This window comes from Prolixibacteraceae bacterium, from assembly GCA_019856515.1.
GTDB classification, from domain to species: Bacteria; Bacteroidota; Bacteroidia; order Bacteroidales; family Prolixibacteraceae; genus Halosquirtibacter; species Halosquirtibacter xylanolyticus.
This window is the reverse complement of the sequence record CP082230.1, coordinates 5,091,752-5,116,205: the sequence shown is the minus strand read 5'-3', so window position 1 is coordinate 5,116,205 and position 24,454 is coordinate 5,091,752. Positions and strand designations below refer to the sequence as shown.

Annotated in this window: 20 protein-coding genes; 1 reads left to right on the top strand and 19 read right to left on the bottom strand. The window is 37.3% G+C overall.

The window, feature by feature from the left end; translation table 11 throughout:
* Position 1: 1 nt before the first annotated feature.
* The 4 genes from K5X82_18810 to K5X82_18795 form a co-directional block, all read right to left on the bottom strand.
* Positions 2-1,213 carry a glycosyltransferase family 4 protein gene (locus K5X82_18810; GenBank protein QZT37251.1) on the bottom strand — a complete coding sequence of 404 codons (1,212 nt, stop codon included), beginning with the start codon at positions 1,211-1,213 and terminating at the stop codon, positions 2-4.
* 165 nt (positions 1,214-1,378) lie between these two features.
* Positions 1,379-1,540 carry a hypothetical protein gene (locus K5X82_18805; GenBank protein ID QZT37250.1) on the bottom strand — a complete coding sequence of 54 codons (162 nt, stop codon included), beginning with the start codon at positions 1,538-1,540 and terminating at the stop codon, positions 1,379-1,381.
* Between the two features lie 834 nt (positions 1,541-2,374).
* Positions 2,375-4,342, bottom strand: a complete 1,968-nt coding sequence (locus K5X82_18800) for a polysaccharide biosynthesis protein (protein QZT37249.1) — start codon at positions 4,340-4,342, stop codon at positions 2,375-2,377.
* A gap of 452 nt (positions 4,343-4,794) precedes the next feature.
* A complete protein-coding gene (locus K5X82_18795; GenBank protein ID QZT39161.1) occupies positions 4,795-5,712 on the bottom strand; it encodes an IS66 family transposase in 918 nt (305 codons plus the stop codon).
* A gap of 77 nt (positions 5,713-5,789) precedes the next feature.
* Between K5X82_18795 and K5X82_18790 the strand changes: the two genes are divergently transcribed.
* On the top strand, positions 5,790-7,175 hold the full coding sequence (locus K5X82_18790; GenBank protein QZT37248.1) for an IS1380 family transposase: 1,386 nt from the start codon (positions 5,790-5,792) through the stop codon (positions 7,173-7,175).
* A gap of 204 nt (positions 7,176-7,379) precedes the next feature.
* Here the strand turns inward: K5X82_18790 and K5X82_18785 are convergent, their stop codons facing one another.
* The 15 genes from K5X82_18785 to K5X82_18715 form a co-directional block, all read right to left on the bottom strand.
* Positions 7,380-7,943 (bottom strand): DUF6444 domain-containing protein, encoded by a 564-nt coding sequence (locus K5X82_18785; GenBank protein ID QZT37247.1) that lies wholly within the window; start codon positions 7,941-7,943, stop codon positions 7,380-7,382.
* 1,002 nt (positions 7,944-8,945) lie between these two features.
* Positions 8,946-9,680 (bottom strand): hypothetical protein, encoded by a 735-nt coding sequence (locus K5X82_18780; GenBank protein QZT37246.1) that lies wholly within the window; start codon positions 9,678-9,680, stop codon positions 8,946-8,948.
* A gap of 8 nt (positions 9,681-9,688) precedes the next feature.
* Positions 9,689-10,570 (bottom strand): hypothetical protein, encoded by an 882-nt coding sequence (locus tag K5X82_18775; GenBank protein QZT37245.1) that lies wholly within the window; start codon positions 10,568-10,570, stop codon positions 9,689-9,691.
* 29 nt (positions 10,571-10,599) lie between these two features.
* Entirely contained in the window at positions 10,600-12,522 is a 1,923-nt protein-coding gene (locus tag K5X82_18770; protein ID QZT37244.1) for a polysaccharide biosynthesis protein, read from the bottom strand.
* Positions 12,523-14,117: 1,595 nt separating this feature from the next.
* Complete coding sequence (locus K5X82_18765; GenBank protein ID QZT37243.1) at positions 14,118-15,512, bottom strand: capsule assembly Wzi family protein; 1,395 nt, start codon at positions 15,510-15,512, stop codon at positions 14,118-14,120.
* A gap of 533 nt (positions 15,513-16,045) precedes the next feature.
* A complete protein-coding gene (locus K5X82_18760; GenBank protein QZT39160.1) occupies positions 16,046-16,126 on the bottom strand; it encodes a GxxExxY protein in 81 nt (26 codons plus the stop codon).
* A gap of 221 nt (positions 16,127-16,347) precedes the next feature.
* Positions 16,348-16,851 (bottom strand): hypothetical protein, encoded by a 504-nt coding sequence (locus K5X82_18755; GenBank protein QZT37242.1) that lies wholly within the window; start codon positions 16,849-16,851, stop codon positions 16,348-16,350.
* Between the two features lie 105 nt (positions 16,852-16,956).
* On the bottom strand, positions 16,957-17,733 hold the full coding sequence (locus K5X82_18750; GenBank protein ID QZT37241.1) for a transposase: 777 nt from the start codon (positions 17,731-17,733) through the stop codon (positions 16,957-16,959).
* Positions 17,734-17,835: 102 nt separating this feature from the next.
* Entirely contained in the window at positions 17,836-18,141 is a 306-nt protein-coding gene (locus K5X82_18745) for a GxxExxY protein (protein QZT37240.1), read from the bottom strand.
* Between the two features lie 275 nt (positions 18,142-18,416).
* A complete protein-coding gene (locus tag K5X82_18740; GenBank protein QZT37239.1) occupies positions 18,417-18,878 on the bottom strand; it encodes a WbuC family cupin fold metalloprotein in 462 nt (153 codons plus the stop codon).
* Positions 18,879-19,471: 593 nt separating this feature from the next.
* Positions 19,472-20,602, bottom strand: coding sequence for an aminotransferase class I/II-fold pyridoxal phosphate-dependent enzyme (locus K5X82_18735; protein QZT37238.1), 1,131 nt, complete (start codon positions 20,600-20,602; stop codon positions 19,472-19,474).
* Entirely contained in the window at positions 20,599-21,198 is a 600-nt protein-coding gene (locus tag K5X82_18730) for an acetyltransferase (GenBank protein QZT37237.1), read from the bottom strand. The genes K5X82_18735 and K5X82_18730 overlap by 4 nt, the downstream gene beginning before the upstream one ends.
* A gap of 234 nt (positions 21,199-21,432) precedes the next feature.
* Positions 21,433-22,041, bottom strand: coding sequence for a sugar transferase (locus K5X82_18725; GenBank protein QZT37236.1), 609 nt, complete (start codon positions 22,039-22,041; stop codon positions 21,433-21,435).
* Positions 22,023-23,228: a glycosyltransferase family 4 protein gene (locus K5X82_18720; GenBank protein ID QZT37235.1), complete on the bottom strand. Its 1,206-nt coding sequence runs from the start codon at positions 23,226-23,228 to the stop codon at positions 22,023-22,025. The genes K5X82_18725 and K5X82_18720 overlap by 19 nt, the downstream gene beginning before the upstream one ends.
* Positions 23,225-24,442 carry a nucleotide sugar dehydrogenase gene (locus K5X82_18715; GenBank protein ID QZT37234.1) on the bottom strand — a complete coding sequence of 406 codons (1,218 nt, stop codon included), beginning with the start codon at positions 24,440-24,442 and terminating at the stop codon, positions 23,225-23,227. Before K5X82_18715 ends, K5X82_18720 begins: the two co-directional genes overlap by 4 nt.
* Positions 24,443-24,454: the final 12 nt, after the last annotated feature.

Below are 24,454 nucleotides of genomic sequence, written 5' to 3'. Positions count from 1 at the left end.
ATCAACCTTTCGAAACAAGGTCTAAACAAGCTTTAGCGAAATGTGCCCACGAATAAGAGTAACTTGAAGCCACACAATGCTGTTTAACCTCTTGAAAAGCGGCTTTAGACATATCTTGAACCGAAAGCATGGTCTCTTTCAATGACATAGTATCTCGGGTACAAAAGAACCCATTATACCCATCTTCTAATATATCTTCAGAAGCAGTAACAACTCCCTCCCCTTTATAAGCAATAACTGGTATTCCAGAAGCCAAAGACTCCGTAATAGTCTGACCAAAGGGTTCACAAATAGATGTCATTAAGAAACAATCGGCAGCTTTATAGTAATCTTCTGGTCTTTGACTTGCACCTAGTAGATGGACACAACCATCTAATTTAAATTGCCTCACCATTCTTTTAAGGTCATTATACTCCAAACCATCTCCTACAATTAAAACAGATATTTTTTCTCGAATACAAGGGGACATTAAATTTAAGGCATGCAAGATATCTGGAAAACATTTTATCGAAACAACTCTCCCAACACATAAATACACAAAACGTTTTTCTATTCCAAGCCGCTTTCGAATATCTTGACGAACTGTCTTGGAAGGAAAAAAACGACTGTGATCAACTCCAGGAGGACACATACTAATATCATCTCTTGAAACAATGGATGCAACCTCATTTTGCATTAGTCGACTTAATACCATCAAAAAAGGAGATTTTTTTAACACTCTATTTTGTATGAAAATATGCTGACGAACCACAATATGACGTATTATAAGATCTTTAAATCGATCTAATCCTGTCAAAACATGACTAACATGGGTATCTGATCTTTCCACAATACTAGGAACAACATAAACAATATTCTTCATTCCGTATAGTAGAAAAGACATTACCATAAGATGACTACGGCATATCACTCGGGTCTCTTTGTGCCACTTCTTTTTTTTAAGATAACGCCAAAATGTAAAAACAAGAATCAAAGGTTCGAATAATAACCAAATACGATTAGGATGAACAAAACGCTCTACCCAAACCCCCTCTTCCATACCACTTTCTGCACGTACACCAGAAGGTGTTCTATCGGAGGCTAGAATAATCACATCCTCTCCATCTTCTATTAATGAATTTGAGATATAAAAAAGAGAACTCTCAATCCCCCCAATAAATGGCTTTGAATAAGTATTACAAACGATAACACGCTGTTCTGATTTCTGTGACATAAAAACAAATTAAACCAAGACACCTTTCATAAAAAAACAAAAGCATCGACAAATCTTATCTACGACTTATCAAACGGGAATAATTAATAGTTTATTATCAAAACAAAAGAACTTATGGCATTTTTACATTTATGTATGAACAAGAATTAATATGTGTTCATCAGTCTAATCTGTTTCATCTGTGTCCCATCCCCTGTACATCAACAAAGATCCGTGAAAATCCGTCCAATCCGTGGCTATATTATTTTCTTTGTGTCTTCGTAGTTCCACTCCCCTTGCACCTAAACCACAATAAAGATCTGTGTTCATCAGTCTAATCTGTTTCATCTGTGTGCCATTACCTGCGATTCAACCGCTGGGAACGGGGTGCTGCCGCTCGGTATCATGACCCCAACAAAGATCCGTATAATCAGTCCAATCTATGGCTATATTATTTTCTTTGTGTCTTTGTGTCTTTGTGTCTTCGTGGTTAATTTAAAAGATCCGTGAAAATCCGTCTAATCCATTAAATCCGTGGCAATACTATTTTCTTTGTGCCTTCGTGTCTTCGTGGTTAATTTAAATGATCCGTGAAAATCCGTCTAACCCGTGGAAATACTATTTTTCGGACAGGCCTTCAGCCCTTGTTGGGGAATGTACATATCCCCAAGGCTCCATGCCAACTCAGAGCTAAAGCACTTCGTCAGCATTCCACCATTGGGCTAGGTTCGGTTTCCCTTTCAGGGAATGTTGTAGTCTGGAGAAATGATCCGTGAAAACCCGTCCAATCCGTGGCAATACTATTTTCTTTGTGTCTTCGTAGTTCCCCTCCCCTTGCATCTAAACCACAATAAAGATCTGTGTTCATCAGTCTAATCTGTTTCATCTGTGTCCCATCCCCTGCGATTCAACCCAGATCCGTTAAATCCGTGGCTAAACATTTTCTTTGTGCCTTTGTGTCTTCGTGGTTAATTTAATGATTCGTAAAAATCAGTCTAATCCGTGGCTAAACATTTTATTAGACGCGAGCATCGCGCCTCTACCTGGCTCAATAAAATCCGTGAAAATCTGTCCAATCCGTTAAATCTGTGGCTATATTATTTTCTTTGTGTAATTCGTGGTTCTTTCCATCCTTGCGCCTCAATCTATTCATGATCAATTTTATTCACAACAGGAGTTATTCTACACCTCATCATTAACCGCCTCTTTTTCGAAAGCTTCTCTTCTTCCAATTCTTATATCCACTTTATTCGGCTTATCCAATGTACAATATTGAGAATGGTTAGATACAAACTCAGGCACCAACTCTTTCATCTGTTTAACAAGAGTGATGTCCGAAACAACATTTAAGCTATCCATCAGACACTTTACTCTAGCTGAGACTTCACTATAATCGACGGTACGTACTTTCGCAATAGTTATCTTTTTGTGATGTGTAGGCAGAGTATTCTCCTCATTTGCCAAAAGTTCTTCATACAACTTCTCTCCATCACGCAAGCCAGTTACTTCTATTTTAATATCTCTATTCGGTTCTAAACCACTTAACTTAATCATTTTACGTGCCATCTGATATATCTTCACAGGCTTTCCCATATCAAACAAGAATATCTCACCACCTCTACCCATAAAACCTGCCTCAAGCACCAACTGACATGCCTCTGGTATGGTCATAAAATATCGTGTAATATCTTTATGTGTAACCGTTACAGGTCCACCTGCAGCAATCTGCTTCTCAAACAATGGTATCACAGACCCGTTAGAGCCCAACACATTTCCAAAACGAGTAGTTATAAATGAAGTTCTATGATCCTTTCTCAAGGCTAATGCCTGAACATACATTTCACAGATACGTTTAGATGCACCCATTACGTTGGTAGGATTAACAGCCTTATCTGTAGATACCATGACAAATTTCTCCACATTATATTTTACTGCCAATTCTGAAAGAACACGACAAGCACCTATATTTACGCGGATAGCTTCATACGGATTCTCCTCCATTAATGGAACATGTTTATATGCCGCAGCATTAAAAACAACCTGAGGAACATACTGCTTAAAGATAGTGTTCATACGAAACTCATTGGAAGCATCTGCAACGAGACTCACAACATCAATCACAATATTCTTCTGTCTCAACTCTTGTTGAAGGTCATACAAAGCACTTTCAGCTTGATCTATCAAAATCAACTTTTTAATATCAAAACGTATCAGTTGGCGAACTATCTCTGAGCCAATAGATCCCGCGGCTCCTGTAACCATCACAATTTTATGATGCAAACCAGTAGCAATTCTATTCATATCCACTTCTATTGGATTTCGAGCAAGAAGATCCTCTATCCGAACCTTTTGAATCTGTTGTACATCAAAAGTTCCATCCATCCACTTCTCAGTTTCAGGAGCTACTTTTACTTGAATACCAGCATTAATTAAACCATCTGTAATGGATTGTCTCATCTCTCTAGAAAGAACGTTTTTATTTATAGATAAGACCACCTCGGTTACACCTAACTCTTTAATAATTAAAATCGAATCGAGTCCTCCCAATACTGGAATATTAGATACATACTTATTTTTTAATGAAGGATTGTCATCCAAATATCCCACAACCTCATAAACAGGCTTACTCGATCCTTTTAACACTTGCAATGTAGTACGCCCAAAGGCTCCTGCACCATATATTGCCACCTTTGTAAACTCCTTGGGTCGATTACCAAAACCGTAATAGTAAACAATCTTAATGGCCATTCTCCACATGAAGAGTCCCATAAAACTACAGGCAGAATGTACAAACAGTTGGGTATTGGTCCATGCCGAATTATTGCCAAACAAAGAGGATAAAATACTAATGGCTAAGAGAATCACAAAAGCAGAAGCAGTGGCACCAAATATCAAACTTATATCACGAAATGTACTCTGTCTGATAATCCCAGCATAAGATTTAAACAAACAGAACATGGTACCATAAGAAAAAATAATAGAAAAAATCAAAAAGAGAGAATCTGAAAAAGAAATGATGACATGGGTATGCCAAAGCCATAAAACTTGAACAAAAACGTAAGAGAGTAAAACCAAAAATATATCTATCCCAAAAATCAAAGTTCTTGAGACAAAATGTTCAGCCAACCACAAATGTAGTTTCTTCTTCATAATAGATAGAGGTTAAATAGTTACTGTTCACTCCCTATCTAAAAATTTAATAGTTCTTTTTGATTACATTGAGGTCAAAACAATCAGAGATGAAAGGGATATGTTTTACAAAATTAATAAAAAAGTATCAAAAAACATAACCTTAAAACATCAAAAAAAACACACCTAACATATTGTAAAACAATGTAAAACACAAAACAATACTACATGCCAGAATCAAATACAAACACAAATTAACATCTAAAATATTGATTCATAAACGACTATTACCTTCCTATAAAGTCGGATAAACCTAGCCTAAAACATTTATAACTTAAGGAAAAGCTATCTCTTTTTTAAATATATAATTCGTCTAATCCGTGGCTATATTATCGTAACTACTCAGGTAGTATTATAGTTTAGTTTTTATTAAATTTTAAATAATGGTTCAAAAAGATATACTCCAAAGTTGTCTATTCCCAGCTTACAGCAACATTATTGCATGATAGCCAATATGCGATCATGTTTAGAACACTCTTTCCTTGTTTCTTTAATGTGTCGGTTATAGATCGCAACATGGCATACCTCTGCGCCCCTTCTTCTGTTCGATATCCCTTAGACACATTCTGTTTTACCTTGATATTACGCATTGCTCTTTCCGAAGCATTATTATCAAACGGGACTTCATAATGATTTAAGAAAGTAAATACACTATCTATTTTTTTCATTAATCGTTTCCGTAATGTTCTGATTTCATCGAGTTGATTATCGTAGGTCTCGATCTTCAGGAGTTCTATTAATCTGGTTTTAAATGAAGCATTTTTGTCTAGAGGGAAATCGCTCTCTTCAGATTCCCGTTTTAATTTCATCGATGCAGTAAAAAGGTCTAAAATATCTTGTGCCCAGTTGTTGGTGGTCTGTTCTTTGATATAGATCAATTCACGCTGTAAATGTGCTAAGCATAGCTGATAATGTTTGGCTGGAGTTTTCAGTTGTGAAGCATAACAGTCACTTACTAAAGTAGCGTTAGTAAATCCATCTTTGAAATTTTCTACCACAACTTTATAACCTCTAGATCTGTGAGCTGTAATAAAAGTTAGTTCATAATTTTGCCAAACCCACATCCATCCTTTACTGCCATCTATTTTACAACCTGTTTCATCAGATCCAACTATATTGGCATCTTCAATAGATTGACGTAGTGATTCATATAGAGGAGTGAATACCTTTTCTGCATGTTTTAAAATATTGTCACTAGTTCTATCTCCTATTTTATATGAAGTCAGCTCTTCTACTAGCGTACTAATACGATTTAAAGGGATATAGTGCTCTATATGCAGACTAAGACCTAGATTTGGCGACTTAACAAAAAAAAACGAAGAAATATTTATTTATGTTGTTGATTGTCATTATCTTAAACTATTGAAAACAAAATTATTTGATTCACTTTTAAGAAATACTCTTGATCATGTCAACGATAACAAAAATAGGTATTTCACGCTCCAAATTATCAGATCGAGCTGGACTATCACTGATTATGAATTTTATTAAAAACATTGGATTCTATTCCCTAGTATCAAACAAGTTTCTATCAAAGATCGCCTACAGTGGGTATGGTTTAACATTGGAATCATTTTTTTGTCAAATGGTCGCACATTTTATTGATGGAACTCACAGTTCAATCTGTTCCTTTGATAGAAAAAAACTCAGTGCATCATACGCACCCGTTATTGGTATTGAGAAGAATGAATTAGCCTCTAGTTTTCAAATAAAACGATTCATAGTAAAACTGTCACAACTATCAAACAGTGAACTGTCTGAGATTCTAAATGAACTCTTTATTTGGCGATTACTACATGAAAAGCCTAAGGTTATTGTTCTTGGGGTAGACACAATGGTAATGGACAACAATTATTCAGAGAAGAAAGAAGACAATAAACCGACGTATAAAAAAGTAAAAGGTTTTCAACCTCTTCATATATCATGGGAGAACTCCCTTATAGATGTCCTATTTCGTCCTGGTAATCACCACTCTAATCATGGCAATGACTATACCGAGAGAGTAAAACATATTGTAGATTTGATTAGATCTCGTTATAGCGAATCTGTCCCTATAATCGTTTGTTCAGATAGTGGTTTTCTAGATGAAAAAGCATTCAACTTTTTTGATCAGTTGAATATCTCTTTCATTACAACAGGAAAAATGTATAAAGACATAACCTCTGAACTAGAACACATTAAACGAGGTGATTGTGAGAAATATACTAATGGAACGTTACAATGGGATCTCTATGATTTTGGCAATAAATTAAAGAGCTGGAGTAAGTTTTGGCGCTGCATCGCAACTTCATTGTCTCGAGAAGAAGATGGTCAGAGGGTATTAGATCTGTCAGGTCCTGACAATCTGATTTACACCAATATTGGAAAAAATAAAATCTCAGACGAACGATTAAAAAAAGCAGATATGAGTGATATTTTAACTGCGAAAGGTATAGTTCAGTTATCTCACCATAGAGGTGCAGACGAATTGATTCATCGTAGCCTAAAAGAGTTGGCTACTACTGAATCATTGCCATTTAAGAAATTTAATCAGAATAAGGTCTATTACTATATTCTGGCAATGAGTCATTCACTTTTTGAGGCTTATAAGAATGACATTTCCTACGATAAAATATCGGCCAAAGCATATCCAAATACATTTAGAAGAAAATTAATCGATTTTGCTGGTGAAATTGTTGAAGGAGGAAGAAATACAACTTTAAGAATCGCAAAAGAGGTACAAGAAGAATTTGAAATTAAAGAATTATGGGAAAGATGTTTAAAACCTCCAATTGTATTATTTACAGCAGCTTAGTATTTGAATCTTGTATTGAAAGAAAAATTAAACCGAACGGTAATGGGAAAGGTATACCCTAAAATAAAAAGGTAGAGTTAGTATCGTAATAGAAATCTAAAATATGACTAGAATAAGACCAAAAACTTACCAGAAAACACTCTTGCTTCAAAAAAAAATGAGATGGCGACTTTGATTTATGCTGATAATCTATAATCGCCAAATTTAGGTAAGAATTAGCGAACGTATGTTGGGACCATATTGAACTGGTGCATTAACATTGGATGGCATAGCTCCTTTATGGATTTGTCCACAACTGCATCTATTCTCATAAAGACGATGCTCAATACATATAGGGTCAATAACAGGGGGGATATCAAAAACTTGACGCTTGCATAGCAACTTAGCATCCTCAGGATTCAATGTGTTTCCACAACTACACTTACCTAAAGGATGATGAGATTCGATATCGGTCGGTGTGGCATCTTGAAATAAAGTCATGCCTTTATGACCAAGTTGACCTCCTGATTTTTTATTAGATTTCTTGCGAAGAGATTGATTCTTCTTTACTGTCGATAAATCTCTAGATGGAGGAAAACTGCTATTACCACTATTTTTCTTACTACGTGATAGTTGATCTTCAAAAGTCTTAACCTTAGCATGAAGCATCGCATTTTCTTCTGACAAAGCTCTTACCTCCGACATAACAATGTCTAATTTTGCCAGTAAAGATTGTACTTGCTCTTTTAATGCCTTATTTTCTTTTTCTAAACGATCAACTTTGTTCATGCCTGCAAAGATCTATTCATATGGTCAAAATAGAAAAGATAACAACTAAAAGTAATCAACAAATACATTGTTATCTATCAACATTGTACATTAAATCAACGTGTTTGAAGTTTTTGTCGATTAAAACCTATCTGAAGAACCTGAGTAGTTACATATTATCTTCTTTGTGCCTTTGTGTCTTCGTGGTTAATTTAAAAGATCCGTGAAAATCCGTCTAATCCGTCTAATCCATGGCTATATTATCTTCTTTGTGCCTTCGTGTCTTCGTGGTTAATTTAAAAGATCCGTGGAAATCCGTCTAACCCGTCTAACCCGTGGCAATACTATTTTCTTCGTGCCTTCGTGTCTTCGTGGTTAATTTAAATGATCCGTGAAAATCAGTCCAATTCGTCTAATCTGTAGCTAAATTATTTTCTTTGTGTCTTTGTGTCTTAGTGGTGATTTTTATCTGTGTCCCATCCCGTGCACTTCAACCCTTCGTGTCTTTGTGTCTTCGTGGTTAATTTAAATGATCCGTGAAAATCCATTAAATCTGTGGCTAAATTATCTTCTTTGTGCCTTTGTGTCTTCGTGGTTAATTTAAATGATCCGTCAAAATCCGTCTAATCTGTAGCTATATTATTTTCTTTGTGTCTTTGTGTCTTCGTGGTTAATTTAAAAGATCCGTGAAAATCCGTCTAATCCATTAAATCTGTGGCTATATTATTTTCTTTGTGTCTTCGTGGTTAATTTAAATGATCCGTAAAAATCCGTCTAATCTGCAGCTATATTATTTTCTTTGTGTCTTCGTGTCTTCGTGGTTAATTTAAATGATCCGTGAAAATCCGTCCAATTCGTCTAATCCGTGGCTATATTATCTTCTTTGTGCCTTCGTGCCTTCGTGCCTTCGTGTCTTCGTGGTTCATTTAAATGATCCGTGAAAATCCGTCCAATCTGTTTCATCTGTGTCCCATCCCTTGCGCTTCAACCCTTCGTGTTTCTTTTCCCTTGCACTTCAACAAGCTACTCATCCATCTCCTGCTGTTCCTTTTCAGCCCTCATCATTGCTTTCTCTTGCTCTTTCTGTAGACGTTTGGCATCTCGCTTCTCTTTAGCCAAGATCTTCTTATGACGACGAAGCTCTTTTCGCTTCTCTCTATCCACCTCTTTCTCTATCTTAGCATCATAAGCAAAGATTTCCAAAGAAGAGACATCTCTCTTCACCTCATACCTCCACTTCATCTGTTGGAACTCTCCAGTACCATAGTTCGAAGTAATTCGGTAGGAGTAGATACGACGATTTAAATCATTATACACCTCCTTTTGAATCTCTCTGGCAGCACCAAACACCAATTTCCAACGATTATGTTCACGGTATTTCTTTCTTAGACGTCGAGCTGCCACCTCATACATATCAAAGATAGTCTGCTCATACTGTAAAGACATTGGAATCGTTTTTCCATCACGTTTAATCCACGAATGGTTAGGATCAAAATAGGCTACAACCTGCTTATTGAGATTTCTTTTAAAAAGGAAATACAAGAAATGTGTTTGATCTTCAATACCACACTGTCCTTGAGAATGAAAAGGCACCTCTTTTTTCACTGGAGCAATACCAAAATCTCTAATATTTAAGATCGTATAGGCATCCCATGGTATTCGAGGTATCTCCTCCATATCAGAAGATTGTTGTCCATATACAAATGATATAGACAACAACCCCAATATAATAACTAAAATATATTTTAATCGTTGCATCACAAAGTCTATTTCACCCAAGGACTACGATACTTCTTACGTCTACGGTTTAGTGATCGAGCATTCATCTTCTTAGATTTATAACGACGACCTCCAACACTACTGACACCACCCAAACGATATGAGACACCAAATGACATATATGCATGGCTATCCCCCGCAAAGGGCAACATACTACCCTCAGACATAGGAATGCCTTCATTAACAGGTTTACTATCCAAGTAATATGCATCCACTTTTGAAGTAGCAGAAAGCAAAAAAGTAAAAGCACCAAAGAGACTCCAATGGCTATCTAAAGACTTCTTCAAAACTACTCCTCCAGCACCCGTCAACACCCAATGTGAACTCTCACCAAAATCATACAATTTATCTTCTGGTGTAAATGGCAAAGTCTGTATTCCACAATAACTCATCCCAATACCCCCACGAACCATCAATGCAAAATCTTGACCAGCACCAGGGTTTACCATTTCAATAACATTAAAATTCACCATGGGAATGAAATTATACATGGTCGTCTTATATGCTCTCTGTGTACCTGGAGTTACCGTTACAGAAGTTCCTGTTGGATCTCCATTATAGGTTACATTACCCGATAAAGTCGCAATAGACATATGCATGTCTAATGCAAAATAATCATTGAGATGTAATCTAAATTCGGGAGTAAATGCCAAACCGATACTGTTACCATCCGTTCGATAGAACCCGAGAAAATCACCACTAGACATATTTACTGTACCAGTAAACTTTGTCGGCCCCAACCCCGCTCCAATTTCCAATCGATCCCAAAACGTCTCTTTTGCAACAAGAGTCGTTCCTGTCAACGAGATAAGAAAAAGTAGGATCGACCTTCGAACACTACTTCTATAATTTTTAAATATTGTTTTCATAAATGGTTACGAATAGCCTTTTATCATTCTTATTCAACTTTTACCTGCTGCTTCGGTGGATCCAATTTTGCATATACAGAGTTATTAGAGACAAACTCAGGGACCAGGGCTTTCATTTGAGCCACCAATATATCCTCCCCCTCTTCATCAATACTATACAGTAACGACTCAACCGCTTTCTGCACTTCTTTAAAGACAACCGACCTTACTTTCGCAATCATAATTTTCTCATGATGCGTCGGTTGGGTGTTCTCTTTATTAGCCAATAACTCTTCATAAAGTTTTTCACCGGGACGCAGCCCCACTACTTTTATATCTATATCTTCATATGGCACCAAACCATGAAGTCGGATCATCTTCTTTGCTAACTCATAAATTTTCACAGGAGATCCCATATCAAAGAGATATATCTCCCCCCCTTGGCCCATAAAACCAGCTTCCAACACCAGACGACAAGCCTCTGGTATTGTCATAAAATAACGAGTAATCTCCTTATGTGTCACACATACAGGTCCGCCCAAACGTATCTGTCGTTGAAATAGAGGTACCACAGAACCATTCGATCCCAACACATTACCAAAACGTGTGGTCACAAACTGTGTTCTTATCCCCTCTTGCGAAGCCAAACCTTGCACATACATCTCACAAATTCGCTTCGATGCCCCCATCACATTGGTTGGGTTCACTGCTTTATCGGTAGATACCATCACAAACTTGGACACACCATATTTAATAGATAGATCAGCCACTGTTTTGCAACTTCCTATATTTACACGTACTGCCTCATATGGTTGCTCCTCCATCAATGGCACATGCTTGTAAGCAGCGGCATGAAAAACATGCGTTGGTCTATATTTATCAAAGAAATGGGTCATACGATGGCGATTGGAAACATCCGTAACAATCGCATGATAGCTCCCTTTATAGTCACGCTCTTTGATCTCATTTTGCAAATCATACAGCGCCGACTCTGCTTGATCAACCAATAACAAAAGTTTCGGTTCGAAAGAGATAATTTGCCTTACAATTTCAGAGCCTATAGAACCTGCAGCACCGGTAACCATAACCACTGATCCTGCCAACCCTTCGGCAATTCGATCCATATGTATATCTATCAGAGAGCGTTCTAATAAATCCTCCACCTTTACTTCTCGAATTTGATGGGCACCAAAAGAGCCTTCAATCCACTCTTCCGAATCGGGAGCCTCCTTCACCTTAATACCTAATTCTAATGCCCTATTGGCAAGCTTATTCTTAAGTCCAGGAGCCAAGTTCTTGGGATGTACTGAGATAATCAACTCTTGACAACCCAAAGCAACCAGTCGACCAATTGCATCCACACCTCCAACGACTTTTACGCCATCAATGGCTTTTCCTTTTAGAGACGATAAATCATCCATAAAAGCGACCACTCGATAATTAGGTCTTTTATTCCTTCGAAGCACCTCCATGGTGGTCATCCCTAAACTTCCGGCACCAAAAATAGCCACAGGTACCCCTTGGGCTGGTGCCATCATTCGGTGATATACCACTTTAATAGCAACACGCAAAGCGATCAATAAGAAAGTCACCAAAAAAAGTTGTACAATAATAACCGAATATGGGATAGTAAATGATCTCATTCCATCGAAAGATCTTCCTCCCATAGAAACTAGTAGCATAAAAATTGTCGCAGAGAGATTGGCTTTAACAATCAATAGTCCATCATGAAAAGTAGTATGACGTATTACACCAGAGAATGGTTTAAAACCCAAGAAAAAAATCAGATAAACAAGGGAAACCAAACCGGTTTGCATATACATTGTAGACACATCCACGTTTAACCACTCGAGATTAAAACGTAAAAAATATGTAAAAACAAAAGTGATTGCCACCACTATCATATCCATACCGAGCACCACACTTTTAGGTAGAAAGCGATGCATCCAGTACTCTGTAAGTCTCTTTTTCATATACACAACTAAATAATCTGTTAAGATTATGCTAATATAACATAAACATTTATATTAAACACTACAAATCTTAACAACCCCCTATTTCTTAACAAAACGTTACATTTGCCAATCATAAAAAAGAGTCGAGACAACCACACAACAAACTATTAATCAACAGCAAAACAACACACCTCGCAAATATTAACTCAACAATAAAATATAGTAGACATATTATAACAAGATAGCTAAAACAGAAACACAAATCATATAAGATCCGTGTCAAACTGTATTCCATCCTCAAACCATAACCACTCTGTCCCAAGACTCCATTCCTATCAAATGCTACCGCGCAACATAGTCATTACACCATTGGGCTAGGTTCGCCTTCCCCTTAAGGAAATACTTCAACCCTTCGTGTCTTTGTGTCTTCGTGGTTCTTTCCTCAATGCACCTCAACCACAATAAAAATCTGTTTCATCAGTGTCCCATCCCGTGCACTTCAACCCTTCGTATCTTTGTGTCTTCGTGGTTCTTTCCTCAATGCACCTCAACCACAATAAAGATCTGTGTTCATCAGTCTAATCTGTTTCATCTGTGTCCAATCCCCTGTACATCAACAAAGATCCGTGAAAATCTGTCCAATCCGTGGCAATACATCCATGCGTTTCAACCGCTGGGAACGGGGTGCTCCGCTCGGCATCATGGCCCCAATAAAGATCTGTGGAAATCCGTCTAATCCGTCCAATCCGTGGCAATACTGTTTTTCGGACAGGCCTTCAGCCCTTGGTTGTGGGGGACTTCTTTACCCAAGGCTCCAACCGATATCTTGACCTTGCGGTCAAGAAATGGTCTCCACCATTGGGCTAGATTCGGTTTCCCCTTCAGGGAATACTTCAACCCTTCGTGTCTTTGTGTCTTCGTGGTTCTTTCCTCAATGCACCTCAACCACAATAAAAATCTGTGTTCATCAGTCTAATCTGTTTCATCTGTGTGCAATCCTGCGTATCAACCATAATAAAGATCTGTGTTCATCAGTCTAATCCGAGGCTAAGTTTCCTTGTTTCCCTAGGCTCCAACCACAAATAAGATCTGTGTTCATCAGTCCAATCTGTTTCATCAGTGTCCCATCCCGTGCACTTCAACCCTTCGTATCTTTGTGTCTTCGTGGTTAATTTAAAAGATCCGTCTAATCTGTGGCTATATTATCTTCTTTGTGCCTTCGTGTCTTCGTGGTTCATTTAAAAGATCCGTCTAACCCGTCCAATCCGTGACTATATTATTTTCTTCGTGTCTTTGTGCCTTCGTGGTTAATTTAAATGATCCGTGGAAATCCATTAAATCCGTCCAATCCGTGGCTAAATATTTTCTTTGTGTCTTCTTTCCCAGCATTTCATACTGGGCTATGTTCTATTTCCCCTTCAGGGAACACTTCAACAACAAATAAAATCTGTTTCATCAGTGTCCCATCCCGTGCACTTCAACCCTTCGTGTCTTTGTGTCTTCGTGGTTAATTTAAAAGATCCGTCTAACCCGTCTAATCTGTGGCTATATTATCTTCTTTGTGCCTTTGTGTCTTCGTGGTTCATTTAAAAGATCCGTCCAATCCGTGGCTATTATTTTATTTGGTACTTCACTCCGAACATCACCCCGATGTTATCCCCTACCACATCACCTCTATCCATTGCCATATCTACTCGACAACCCCACCTATCACTCAATCGATATAACACCCTCGCTCCAAGGCTCCACTGTTCTTTAGGATATCCTTTATTAGATCCATAACTCTTAGGATCATCCTTATAATACCATCGATAGTGTTTCCAGTAGGCACTGCGCAGCTCCCACCGCCATCTGTCTTGAACAGTTCCACCCAAACCAACATATAAACCTTCCATTCTAGTAGAGGCAAAACCTTGATCATTTTTGCGTGGCACCATCAATGGAGTCCCTATAGTACGTCCATAATAAGTCCAGCCAGAAGCATACACCCCATGATTAAAATAGTTATCTTTTCCTGAAGGTTGCCCAGCAATATGCTCTGTACCCGATTGGTCTTTGGTGATAGTCCACTCCACCACCGCCGTCTCCAACCAAGATCTTTTTTTCTTATGCCAACAGACACCCCATGTACCATCTGGGAAGTTCATAAAATCTTTCCCAGAGCCATCCTCAAAGAGGTGCAGATAATAACCCTCCAACTCAAAATCTTTCACTTCATAACCGACACGAAAAACATGCTGTCCCACATGATTTCCTGCGACATTCATTTGATCTCCAATCAAACCATCACTAGAAGCTGCATTTCCCATAATAGCATCCCAATAGCCCTGCCACGATTCATCGAGCTCACCATATTTAGGAGAAGAACCACCCCACATCACATAGTCATCTAATCCAGCCGTCACACTAAATCCATGAGGTAACATTAGTTTCAAATGAAATTTCTTTTGATGCAGATGAGGTCGATCCACATAGCGGTCATCATTGAGTACACCTTCTCCATACTCAGCATACCACTCTATCCACTTGGACAAAACACCAAAAGGCAGAGCAATATAACCATCCGTAGAGAACACTACCTTAGGATAAGGACGGGCATTATTGCTCATCAACATATCTCCATTGGTTAAGGACAAACCACCATATCGAGGGCTCGTAGATTCTGCACCCAAAGAGAGTCGAAAACCCAAATAAGTAGCAGCGGCATAATATTGGTTTAACACCAGCATATTTTGATCTGGTTGACTAGTAACATAACCACTCACTTTAGAAGTAAAAGTCCACCTCTTACGCTTTGAAATAGTATTATATCCGACATCCATAAAAAGATAGGGAGTGAAGAATTGATCTGTTTGAAGCACTTGGCCTTCCTGTCCACTATAAATAAAGAAAGGCGTCTGCTCCTCTCCGCCAAAAACAATAGCTGAAGATACAGATGCCTGCATTTGGGCCTTCAGCTCTCCATAAAAGAACCAAGGCAATAAAATAAAAATAAAAAAGCGTTTCATCCTAAGGGATTTAGTATTTACCCGTCCCACCGATGCCCAAGCACCCTTCCCAGAATAGAAACAAAAATAACAAAAAATACCATACCTGTCAAAGACAAATATGGCATTTTAAAAAAGATTATAGCACACAGGTAAAACGCTGAACTCACCTCCGCATCATGTAGCATATAGATACGCAAGAAGAAGAAAAAGCACCACAAAGACACGAAGTCACAAAGAAAAATTATAGCCACGATTGAACGGATCATAGAAGAACCACTAAGACACGAAGGCACAAAGAAAAATTATAGCCACAGATTTAATGGATTTCCACGGATCTTTTAAATGAACCACGAAGGCACTAAGACACGAAGAAAATAATATAGCCACGGATTTAATGGATTTTCACGGATCATTTAAATGAACCACGAAGACACAAAGACACGAAGGGTTGAAGTATTCCCTGAAAGGGAAATAGAACATAGCCCAGTATGAAATGCTGGGAAAGAAGGCACAAAGAAAAATATCGTATCACAAAACTATTTTCTACAATATTAATTAACCATCCGACAAATTCCATTTTTGATCAATGGGACATTAAAGTTTATAAGAAACCCCAAATGGCAATCTGTCATCTTTAGGTAAGACCTAAATTTGGCGACTATAGATTATCAGCATAAATCAAAGTCGCCATCTCATTTTTTTTTGAAGCAAGAGTGTTTTCTCGTAAGTTTTTGGTCTTATTCTAGTCATATTTTAGATTTCTATTACGATACTAACTCTACCTTTTTATTTTAGGGTATACCTTTCCCATTACCGTTCGGTTTAATTTTTCTTTCAATACAAGATTAAAACACTAAGCTGCTGTAAATAATACAATTGGAGGTTTTAAACATCTTTCCCATAATTCTTTAATATCAAATTCTTCTTGTACCTCTTTTGCGATTCTTAAAGTTGTATTTCTTCCTCCTTCAACAATTTCACCAGCAAAATCGATTAATTTTCTTCTAAATGTATTTGGATATGCTTTGGCCGATATTTTATCGTAGGAAATGTCATTCTTATAGGCCTCAAAAAGTGAATGGCTCATTGCCAGAATATAGTAATAGACCTTATTCTGATTAAATTTCTTAAATGGCAATGATTCAGTAGTAGCCAACTCTTTTAGGCTACGATGAATTAATTCGTCTGCACCTCTATGGTGAGATAACTGAACTATACCTTTCGCAGTTAAAACATCACTCATATCTACTTTTTTTAATCGTTCGTCTGAGATTTTATTTTTTCCAATATTGGTGTAAATCAGATTGTCAGGACCTGACAGATCTAATACCCTCTGACCATCTTCTTCTCGAGACAATGAAGTTGCGATGCAGCGCCAAAACTTACTCCAGCTCTTTAATTTATTGCCAAAATCATAGAGATCCCATTGTAACGTTCCATTAGTATATTTCTCACAATCACCTCATTTAATGTGTTCTAGTTCAGAGGTTATGTCTTTATACATTTTTCCTGTTGTAATGAAAGAGATATTCAACTGATCAAAAAAGTTGAATGCTTTTTCATCTAGAAAGCCACTATCTGAACAAACGATTATAGGGACAGATTCGCTATAACGAGATCTAATCAAATCTACAATATGTTTTACTCTCTCGGTATAATCATTGCCATGATTAGAGTGATGATTACCAGGACGAAATAGGACATCTATAAGGGAGTTCTCCCATGATATATGAAGAGGTTGAAAACCTTTTACTTTTTTATACGTCGGTTTATTGTCTTCTTTCTTTTCTGAATAATTGTTGTCCATTACCATTGTGTCTACCCCAAGAACAATAACCTTAGGCTTTTCATGTAGTAATCGCCAAATAAAGAGCTCATTTAGAATCTCAGACAGTTCACTGTTTGATAGTTGTGACAGTTTTACTATGAATCGTTTTATTTGAAAACTAGAGGCTAATTCATTCTTTTCAACACCAATAACGGGTGCATATGATGCACTGAGTTTTTTTCTATCAAAGGAACAGATTGAACTGTGAGTTCCATCAATAAAATGTGCGACCATTTGACAAAAAAATGATTCCAATGTTAAACCATACCCACTGTAGGGGATCTTTGATAGAAACTTGTTTGATACTAGGGAATAGAATCCAATGTTTTTAATAAAATTCATAATCAGTGATAGTCCAGCTCGATCTGATAATTTGGAGCGTGAAATACCTATTTTTGTTATCGTTGACATGATCAAGAGTATTTCTTAAAAGTGAATCAAATAATTTTGTTTTCAATAGTTTAAGATAATGATAATCAATAATATAAATAAAGATCTCTTCATTCTTTTTTGTTAAGTCGCCAAATCTAGGTAAGATAATAATTGTGCCTTATGTATCGGTAAAATTTCTTGAACCAATTTAAGTTCAATAATTATTTGATTCTCCACCAATATATCTATACGATATTCACTATCTAACGAAACGCCTTTATATTGAAGAGGAATAGACACTTCTCTTTGAACAGAAAACCCTCTCAACCTTAATTCGTATATCAAACATTTCTGATAAACAGATTCAAGTAAACCAGGTCCCATTTCGACATGTACATCATAAGAGCTATCAATTATTTGATTTGCAATAAATTCGAACTCCCTCATTTTCATTATATATTTAAATCAACACATAAGAAACAACACTTATTCAAGGTTAGATGTTCAATTTTCCATGATCCCCTTGCACCACAACCCTTAGCGTTTTAGCGGTTCATTACCACTTACGCATCAACCTTCGTGTCTTAGTGCCTTCGTGGTCACATTTCTTCACCCAGGTCTCTTTTGTGTATCTTAATCAACCTTCGTGTCTTTGTGCCTTCGTGGTTCCCTTCTATCACACATCAACCAAAATATACTTTGTGGTTCTTTTTAATCCGTGGCTACAAATAACGTTTCAGCTCTTTCATATATGCTTGCACCCCGTCTTCACCTTCAGCAGGTGACCATGGAGCAAAGTCTTCCTTACACAATGGCTCATAGGGACCATGCTTCACTTCAAAGATTACGGAGTCATCCTCCAACACCAGTAATCCATGCCATTGTCCGGCAGGAATATCCACACCATATTTCCCCTTATCTCGATCCAAGATAACCGACTCAACGACCTCACCTTTATCATTAAAAAAGAAAACAGCCAACCTACCTCTTAGCAAGATAAACACCTCATCTTTTTCTGGAGTTAGATGTCTATGCGGACGCAAATACGTTCCAATTTGCAGTGCATTCAACATCCTTTGCAAAGGAGCCTCAGCCGAATCATGAAAATTATAATTCATCCTTTTTCTCTCAGATGCTTCTGCTTTAACACAAACATCATCCAATAAACTATCGTCAATTAACATTTTATATTCATTTTAAAACACAAACACCCTGAAATTTACATTCCAAGGTGCTTATATATCAATATTATTTCAACATCATATTCTTCAAATCCAAATCCATGGCTATGTCATTTCTTAGACACCATCATTGTGTCTCTATATATTTCAAATCCTCATAAATTCACCTAATCCATGATCAGGGTCTCTTGCGCTTCAACTCCGTCGTGTCTTAGCGTCTTCGTGGTAATCTTTAAAGATCTGTGTACCATCCCCTGCGCCTAAACACTTCACTTCAACCAGCTTCGTGCCTTTGTGTCTTAGTGGTTCTTTTCCTCACATACCACAACCATAATCCGCGGGAATCCGTTTCATCCGTCTAATCCGTGGCTATATTATTTTCTTTGTGCCTTCGTGTCTTAGTGGTGATTCTCATCTGTGTACTATCCCCTGCACAACAACCCGTCTTCGTGCCTTCGTGTCTTAGTGGTGATTTTTATCTGTGTACTATCCCCTGCACAACAACCCGTCTTTGTGCCTTCGTGTCTTAGTGGTGATTTTTATCTGTGTGCTATCCTCTGCACAACAACCCGTCTTTGTGCCTTTGTGGTTCTTTTCTACTTAAACACAGTCTTCACCACCGCTGCTATCCTTTCGCGATCTGCTTCACTCATATTTGACCCTGAAGGCAAACACAGCCCGATCTCAAATAATCTTTCCGAAGTACCATCCCCATAAAAAGGACAATCGGCAAACACTGGCTGCATATGCATTGGTTTCCATAATGGACGACATTCGATATTCTCGTTCTCCATAGCCAACCTCAAATCTTCTCTAGACACACCACACACTTCTGGATCCATTGTCACACAGCTCAACCAATGGTTAGAGAAATATTTCTCATCAGGTTCAGTAAACACCTCTACCCCAACCACATCTTTAAAAAGATCTTGGTAGAATTGATGGTTTGCTCTTCTCAGTGCAATATGATCATCCAACACCAACATCTGTCCACGACCGATACCCGCCACGATATTACTCATACGGTAATTGAATCCAATGTGCGAATGTTGGTAATGCGGTGCTGCATCTCTAGCCTGTGTAGCCAAAAAACGAGCTTTGGCTATCATCTCTTTATCATCAGAAACCAATGCACCTCCACCAGAAGTAGTAATAATCTTATTTCCATTAAAAGAGTACACACCAAGCTTTCCGAATGTACCTAAAGCCTGTCCGTTAAGTTTACTTCCTAACGCCTCTGCTGCATCTTCGATCACTGGTATACTGTACCTATCAGCCACCTTAAGGATTTCATCCATTTGAGCTGGCATACCATAAAGATGCACCACCATGATAGCCTTAGGTTTCTTTCCTTTAAATATTCTATCTTTAATAGCCTCCTCTAATAGAACTGGAGACATATTCCATGTCTCACTCTCACTATCCACCAATACAGGGGTAGCACCAAGATAAGTAATAGGATTAATGGTAGCCGAAAAAGTAAAAGACGAAGCGATCACATCATCACCAGTCTTCACTCCCAAAAGAATCATAGCCAAATGCAATGCTGCTGTTCCAGCACTCAAAGCTGCTGCTGCAGTGATTTCATTATATTTTTGTAGATCTTCTTCAAAACCATTTACATTAGGTCCCAAAGGAGCGATCCAATTCTTATCGAAAGCCTCTTTAACAAAAGCTTGCTCTTCTCCTCCCATATGGGGAGACGAAAGCCATATCTTAGTTTTCATTTATTATTCTCTTTTACGATTCTAACAGGATTACCAACTACAATAACATTATCTGGAATATCCTTTAGCACAACTGCTCCAGCTCCTACTATCACGTTACTGCCAATATTTATTCCTTGAATGACAACTGCACCTGCTCCTATCCAAGAATTATTTCCAATGGTAACATCTCCACAAACAGTAACACCAGGAGCTATGTGAACAAAATCACCAATCATGCAATCATGATCTATAGAAGCATTCGTATTTACAATAACATGATCTCCAACTTCAACAGAAGATTGAATTACTGCACCTTGCAATGCCACAGAACCAATCCCAATTCTAGCAGTATTAGAACAAATAGAACTGTTACTAATGAGATTACACCAATTACAATTAATTTTTTGAGCTATTATTTTTCGAATTGACGAACTACCAATACCCCAATATACTTTATCATGACTTTTTATTAGACGAGAACGAAACACAGGTAGTTCCATGAAAATCTTCTTTGATTCGTCATCATCAATAAAAGCATCGACTTTAATATTGGAAGAAGTCAAAGCATCTAACACGACCTTTCCATGACCACTTGCTCCATATATATATATCATTATCAATAATTTTAATAAACCTTTTAATCCTGTGTTTCATCCTTGCTCCTTTGCGTTTTAGCGGTTCATCCAACTAACGCTTCAAGAACAAAAAAGATCTGTTTCATCAGTGTGCTATCTCGTGCGCTTCAACTACAATAAAAATCAGTGTTCATCCGTGCCATAAGTTTCATCAGTGTGCCATCTCTTGCGCTTCAATCCCAAATACGCTTCATGTTATATTTCTCTTTAGAATTACTTAGTACTACCAGTAAACTTATCCATCGTGACAACACCTTCAGCACTAATACCATCACGCACCAATACTTTCTTTACCGTCATCCACAGAATTTTACAATCTAATAATAAGCTACAGTTATCTACATACTCTACGTCTAATCGAAACTTCTCTTCCCAGCTGATGGAATTTCGTCCATTAACCTGTGCCCATCCTGTAATCCCTGGTTTCACTTCATGACGTCTAGCTTGCTCTGTATTATATAAAGGCAAGTACTCCATTAACAAGGGACGAGGTCCAACAAGACTAATATCGCCTTTTAGAACATTAATTAATTGAGGTAACTCATCTATACTTGTTTTTCTTACGAATGACCCAATTCTAGTTAAACGTTCTGCATCTGACATCAAGTTTCCTTCATCATCACGTTTATCATTCATTGTCTTAAACTTGATGATATAAAAAGGTTTTCCATGTAAACCAGGACGTTTTTGAAAGAAAAAAGGTTTACCTTGATTGGCAAGAAATAGAAGGATAGTCACAATAAATAGTAAAGGGCTTACTATAACAAATCCAATGAATGAAATAATAAAATCTAAAATTGGTTTTATTTTCTTGAGATACATTCGTATGATGGTATTACAATACTATTCTTAACTCCAGCTTTATCTAACTGTTCTTTGTACATCTTCAACATTTTACTCCACACATACTGTTGTTCATACCGATTTTGAATCATCTCTCTAGCACACGAAGCATAACGTATTCTTTTATTATCATCCTCAATCAAATTCAAGCAAGCTTTAGTCAAAGCTTGGCTATCCTTTGGAGGAATAATAACTCCATTTTGATCATTTACAATAATCTCATTACAACCATTAATATCTGTAACAATAGAAGGCAACCCCATAGCACCAGCCTGCATAACGACATTGGGGAAACCTTCCCGATAACTTGGGAACACCAACATGTCACTGATAGCCATAAAAGGTCTCACATCACCTTGCCATCCTGCTTCAACAATGTAGGGATTATTTAGTATTTCATTAATCGTCTCTGATTCTAAAGGATCTAAATGATCTTCTCTTGGCCCAACTAATAACAACTTAAGATTTGAATGTTTTTGCTGAATATTTTTGAATGATGCGACCAACTCATTTATACCTTTATCACCAACCAAACGCCCGACAAAAAGTAAAACAACATCGTCTTGCCTAATTGTGTATTTTTCTCTCAATAGCACTTTAGTATGTGGCATTATTTTATCTATCGAGAAAAAAGAAGTATCAATACCATTACTGCTTCCAAAGCCTATAACTTCTGACTTATCACAAGAGACCAACTTTTCAGAAAGGATAAATTCATACAAACCATTAGAGTTTGGCAATACTAAAGATGCACAATTATATGTCAATCTTTCTATAAATAAGAACAACTTTCTTTTAATTCCAACACTCTCCATCAAAGGCATCCCAGCTACTGTGTGTATCCTAATAGGCACTTTTGAAAGCCTGGCTGCAATCATACCGCACATCCCTGCTTTAGGAGTATGGGTATGAACAATGTCTGGTTTCTCCTCTTTCATCTTCTTGTATAAACGAAAAATAGAAATAATATCTATCAAAGGACTTGGCTTACGTTTCATTTTTACAGAAAAAACATCAATACCTTCTCGACTTTTTGTTTCATTTAACATTTCTCCTGGAGAAGAAATCCCAATCACACGTATAAATCGATTTACGTATGACAATTGCCCCTTAAGTAAAGTATGTAAAGAAACAGGAACTGTCGTTATTCGAATAAGTTTAATCATATATGCTTGATCGAATAATCCACAGCTACATCCTTAAACTCATTATGAGCTACAGCTAAAACTGTATAATCTGAATTCATCGACTCAATATCATTCTCACAAAAAATCCCATATTCACTCTGAACTTCATCACAATTAGCCCAAGGGTCATAAACAGATATATCAATACCATACTCCTCTAATGTATGAATCAAATCTACTACTTTAGTATTTCGAATATCAGGACAATTCTCTTTGAAAGTTATTCCTAACACAAGCACTTTAGCTCCTTTAACGGGGATATCGTTTAGAATCATTTTCTTCACAATGTCATGTGCAAAATATGGACCCATACCATCATTCATACGTCGTCCAGCCAAGATAATCTCAGGATGATATCCTACTTCTTGCGCCTTTTGAGCTAAGTAATATGGATCTACTCCAATACAGTGTCCCCCAACCATTCCAGGTTTAAACGGCAAGAAGTTCCATTTGGTTCCAGCAGCCTCCAAAACATCATACGTATTGATATCTAATAAGTTAAATATCTTATGTAACTCATTCACAAAGGCAATATTGATATCTCTTTGTGAATTCTCAATCACCTTTGCTGCTTCAGCTACTTTAATAGTAGCAGCAAGATGAGTCCCAGCGACAATCACACTTTTATAAACTCCATCCACTACTTTTGCAATCTCAGGTGTAGATCCTGAGGTTACCTTTTTAATCTTAGTTACCGTATGCTCCTTGTCTCCAGGATTGATTCTTTCTGGCGAGTATCCCACAAAAAAATCCTCATTATATTTTAAACCAGAAACTCTCTCTAATACTGGTACACACTCATCCTCAGTTACACCTGGATATACTGTTGATTCATAAACCACAATATCACCTTTCTTCAAAACAGCACCAACGGTTTCTGATGCTTTTACGAGAGGAGTTAACACAGGACGGTGATGTTTATCTGTTGGAGTAGGAACTGTCACCACAAAAAAGTTTGCTTCTTTTAGATCCTCTATATTACTAGAAAAACAAATACCAACATTATCATTAGATCCAGAAAGAACTTCTTGCAAGTAATCCTCAGTAACCTCTAAAGTATGATCCTTTCCTTCTTGTAATTCCGTGACACGATCTATATTTATATCAAATCCTATAGTAGGATACTTCTTTCCAAATTCAACTGCTAGAGGTAACCCAACGTACCCTAATCCTATTACTGCTATTTTTTTCATAAATTAAGAACT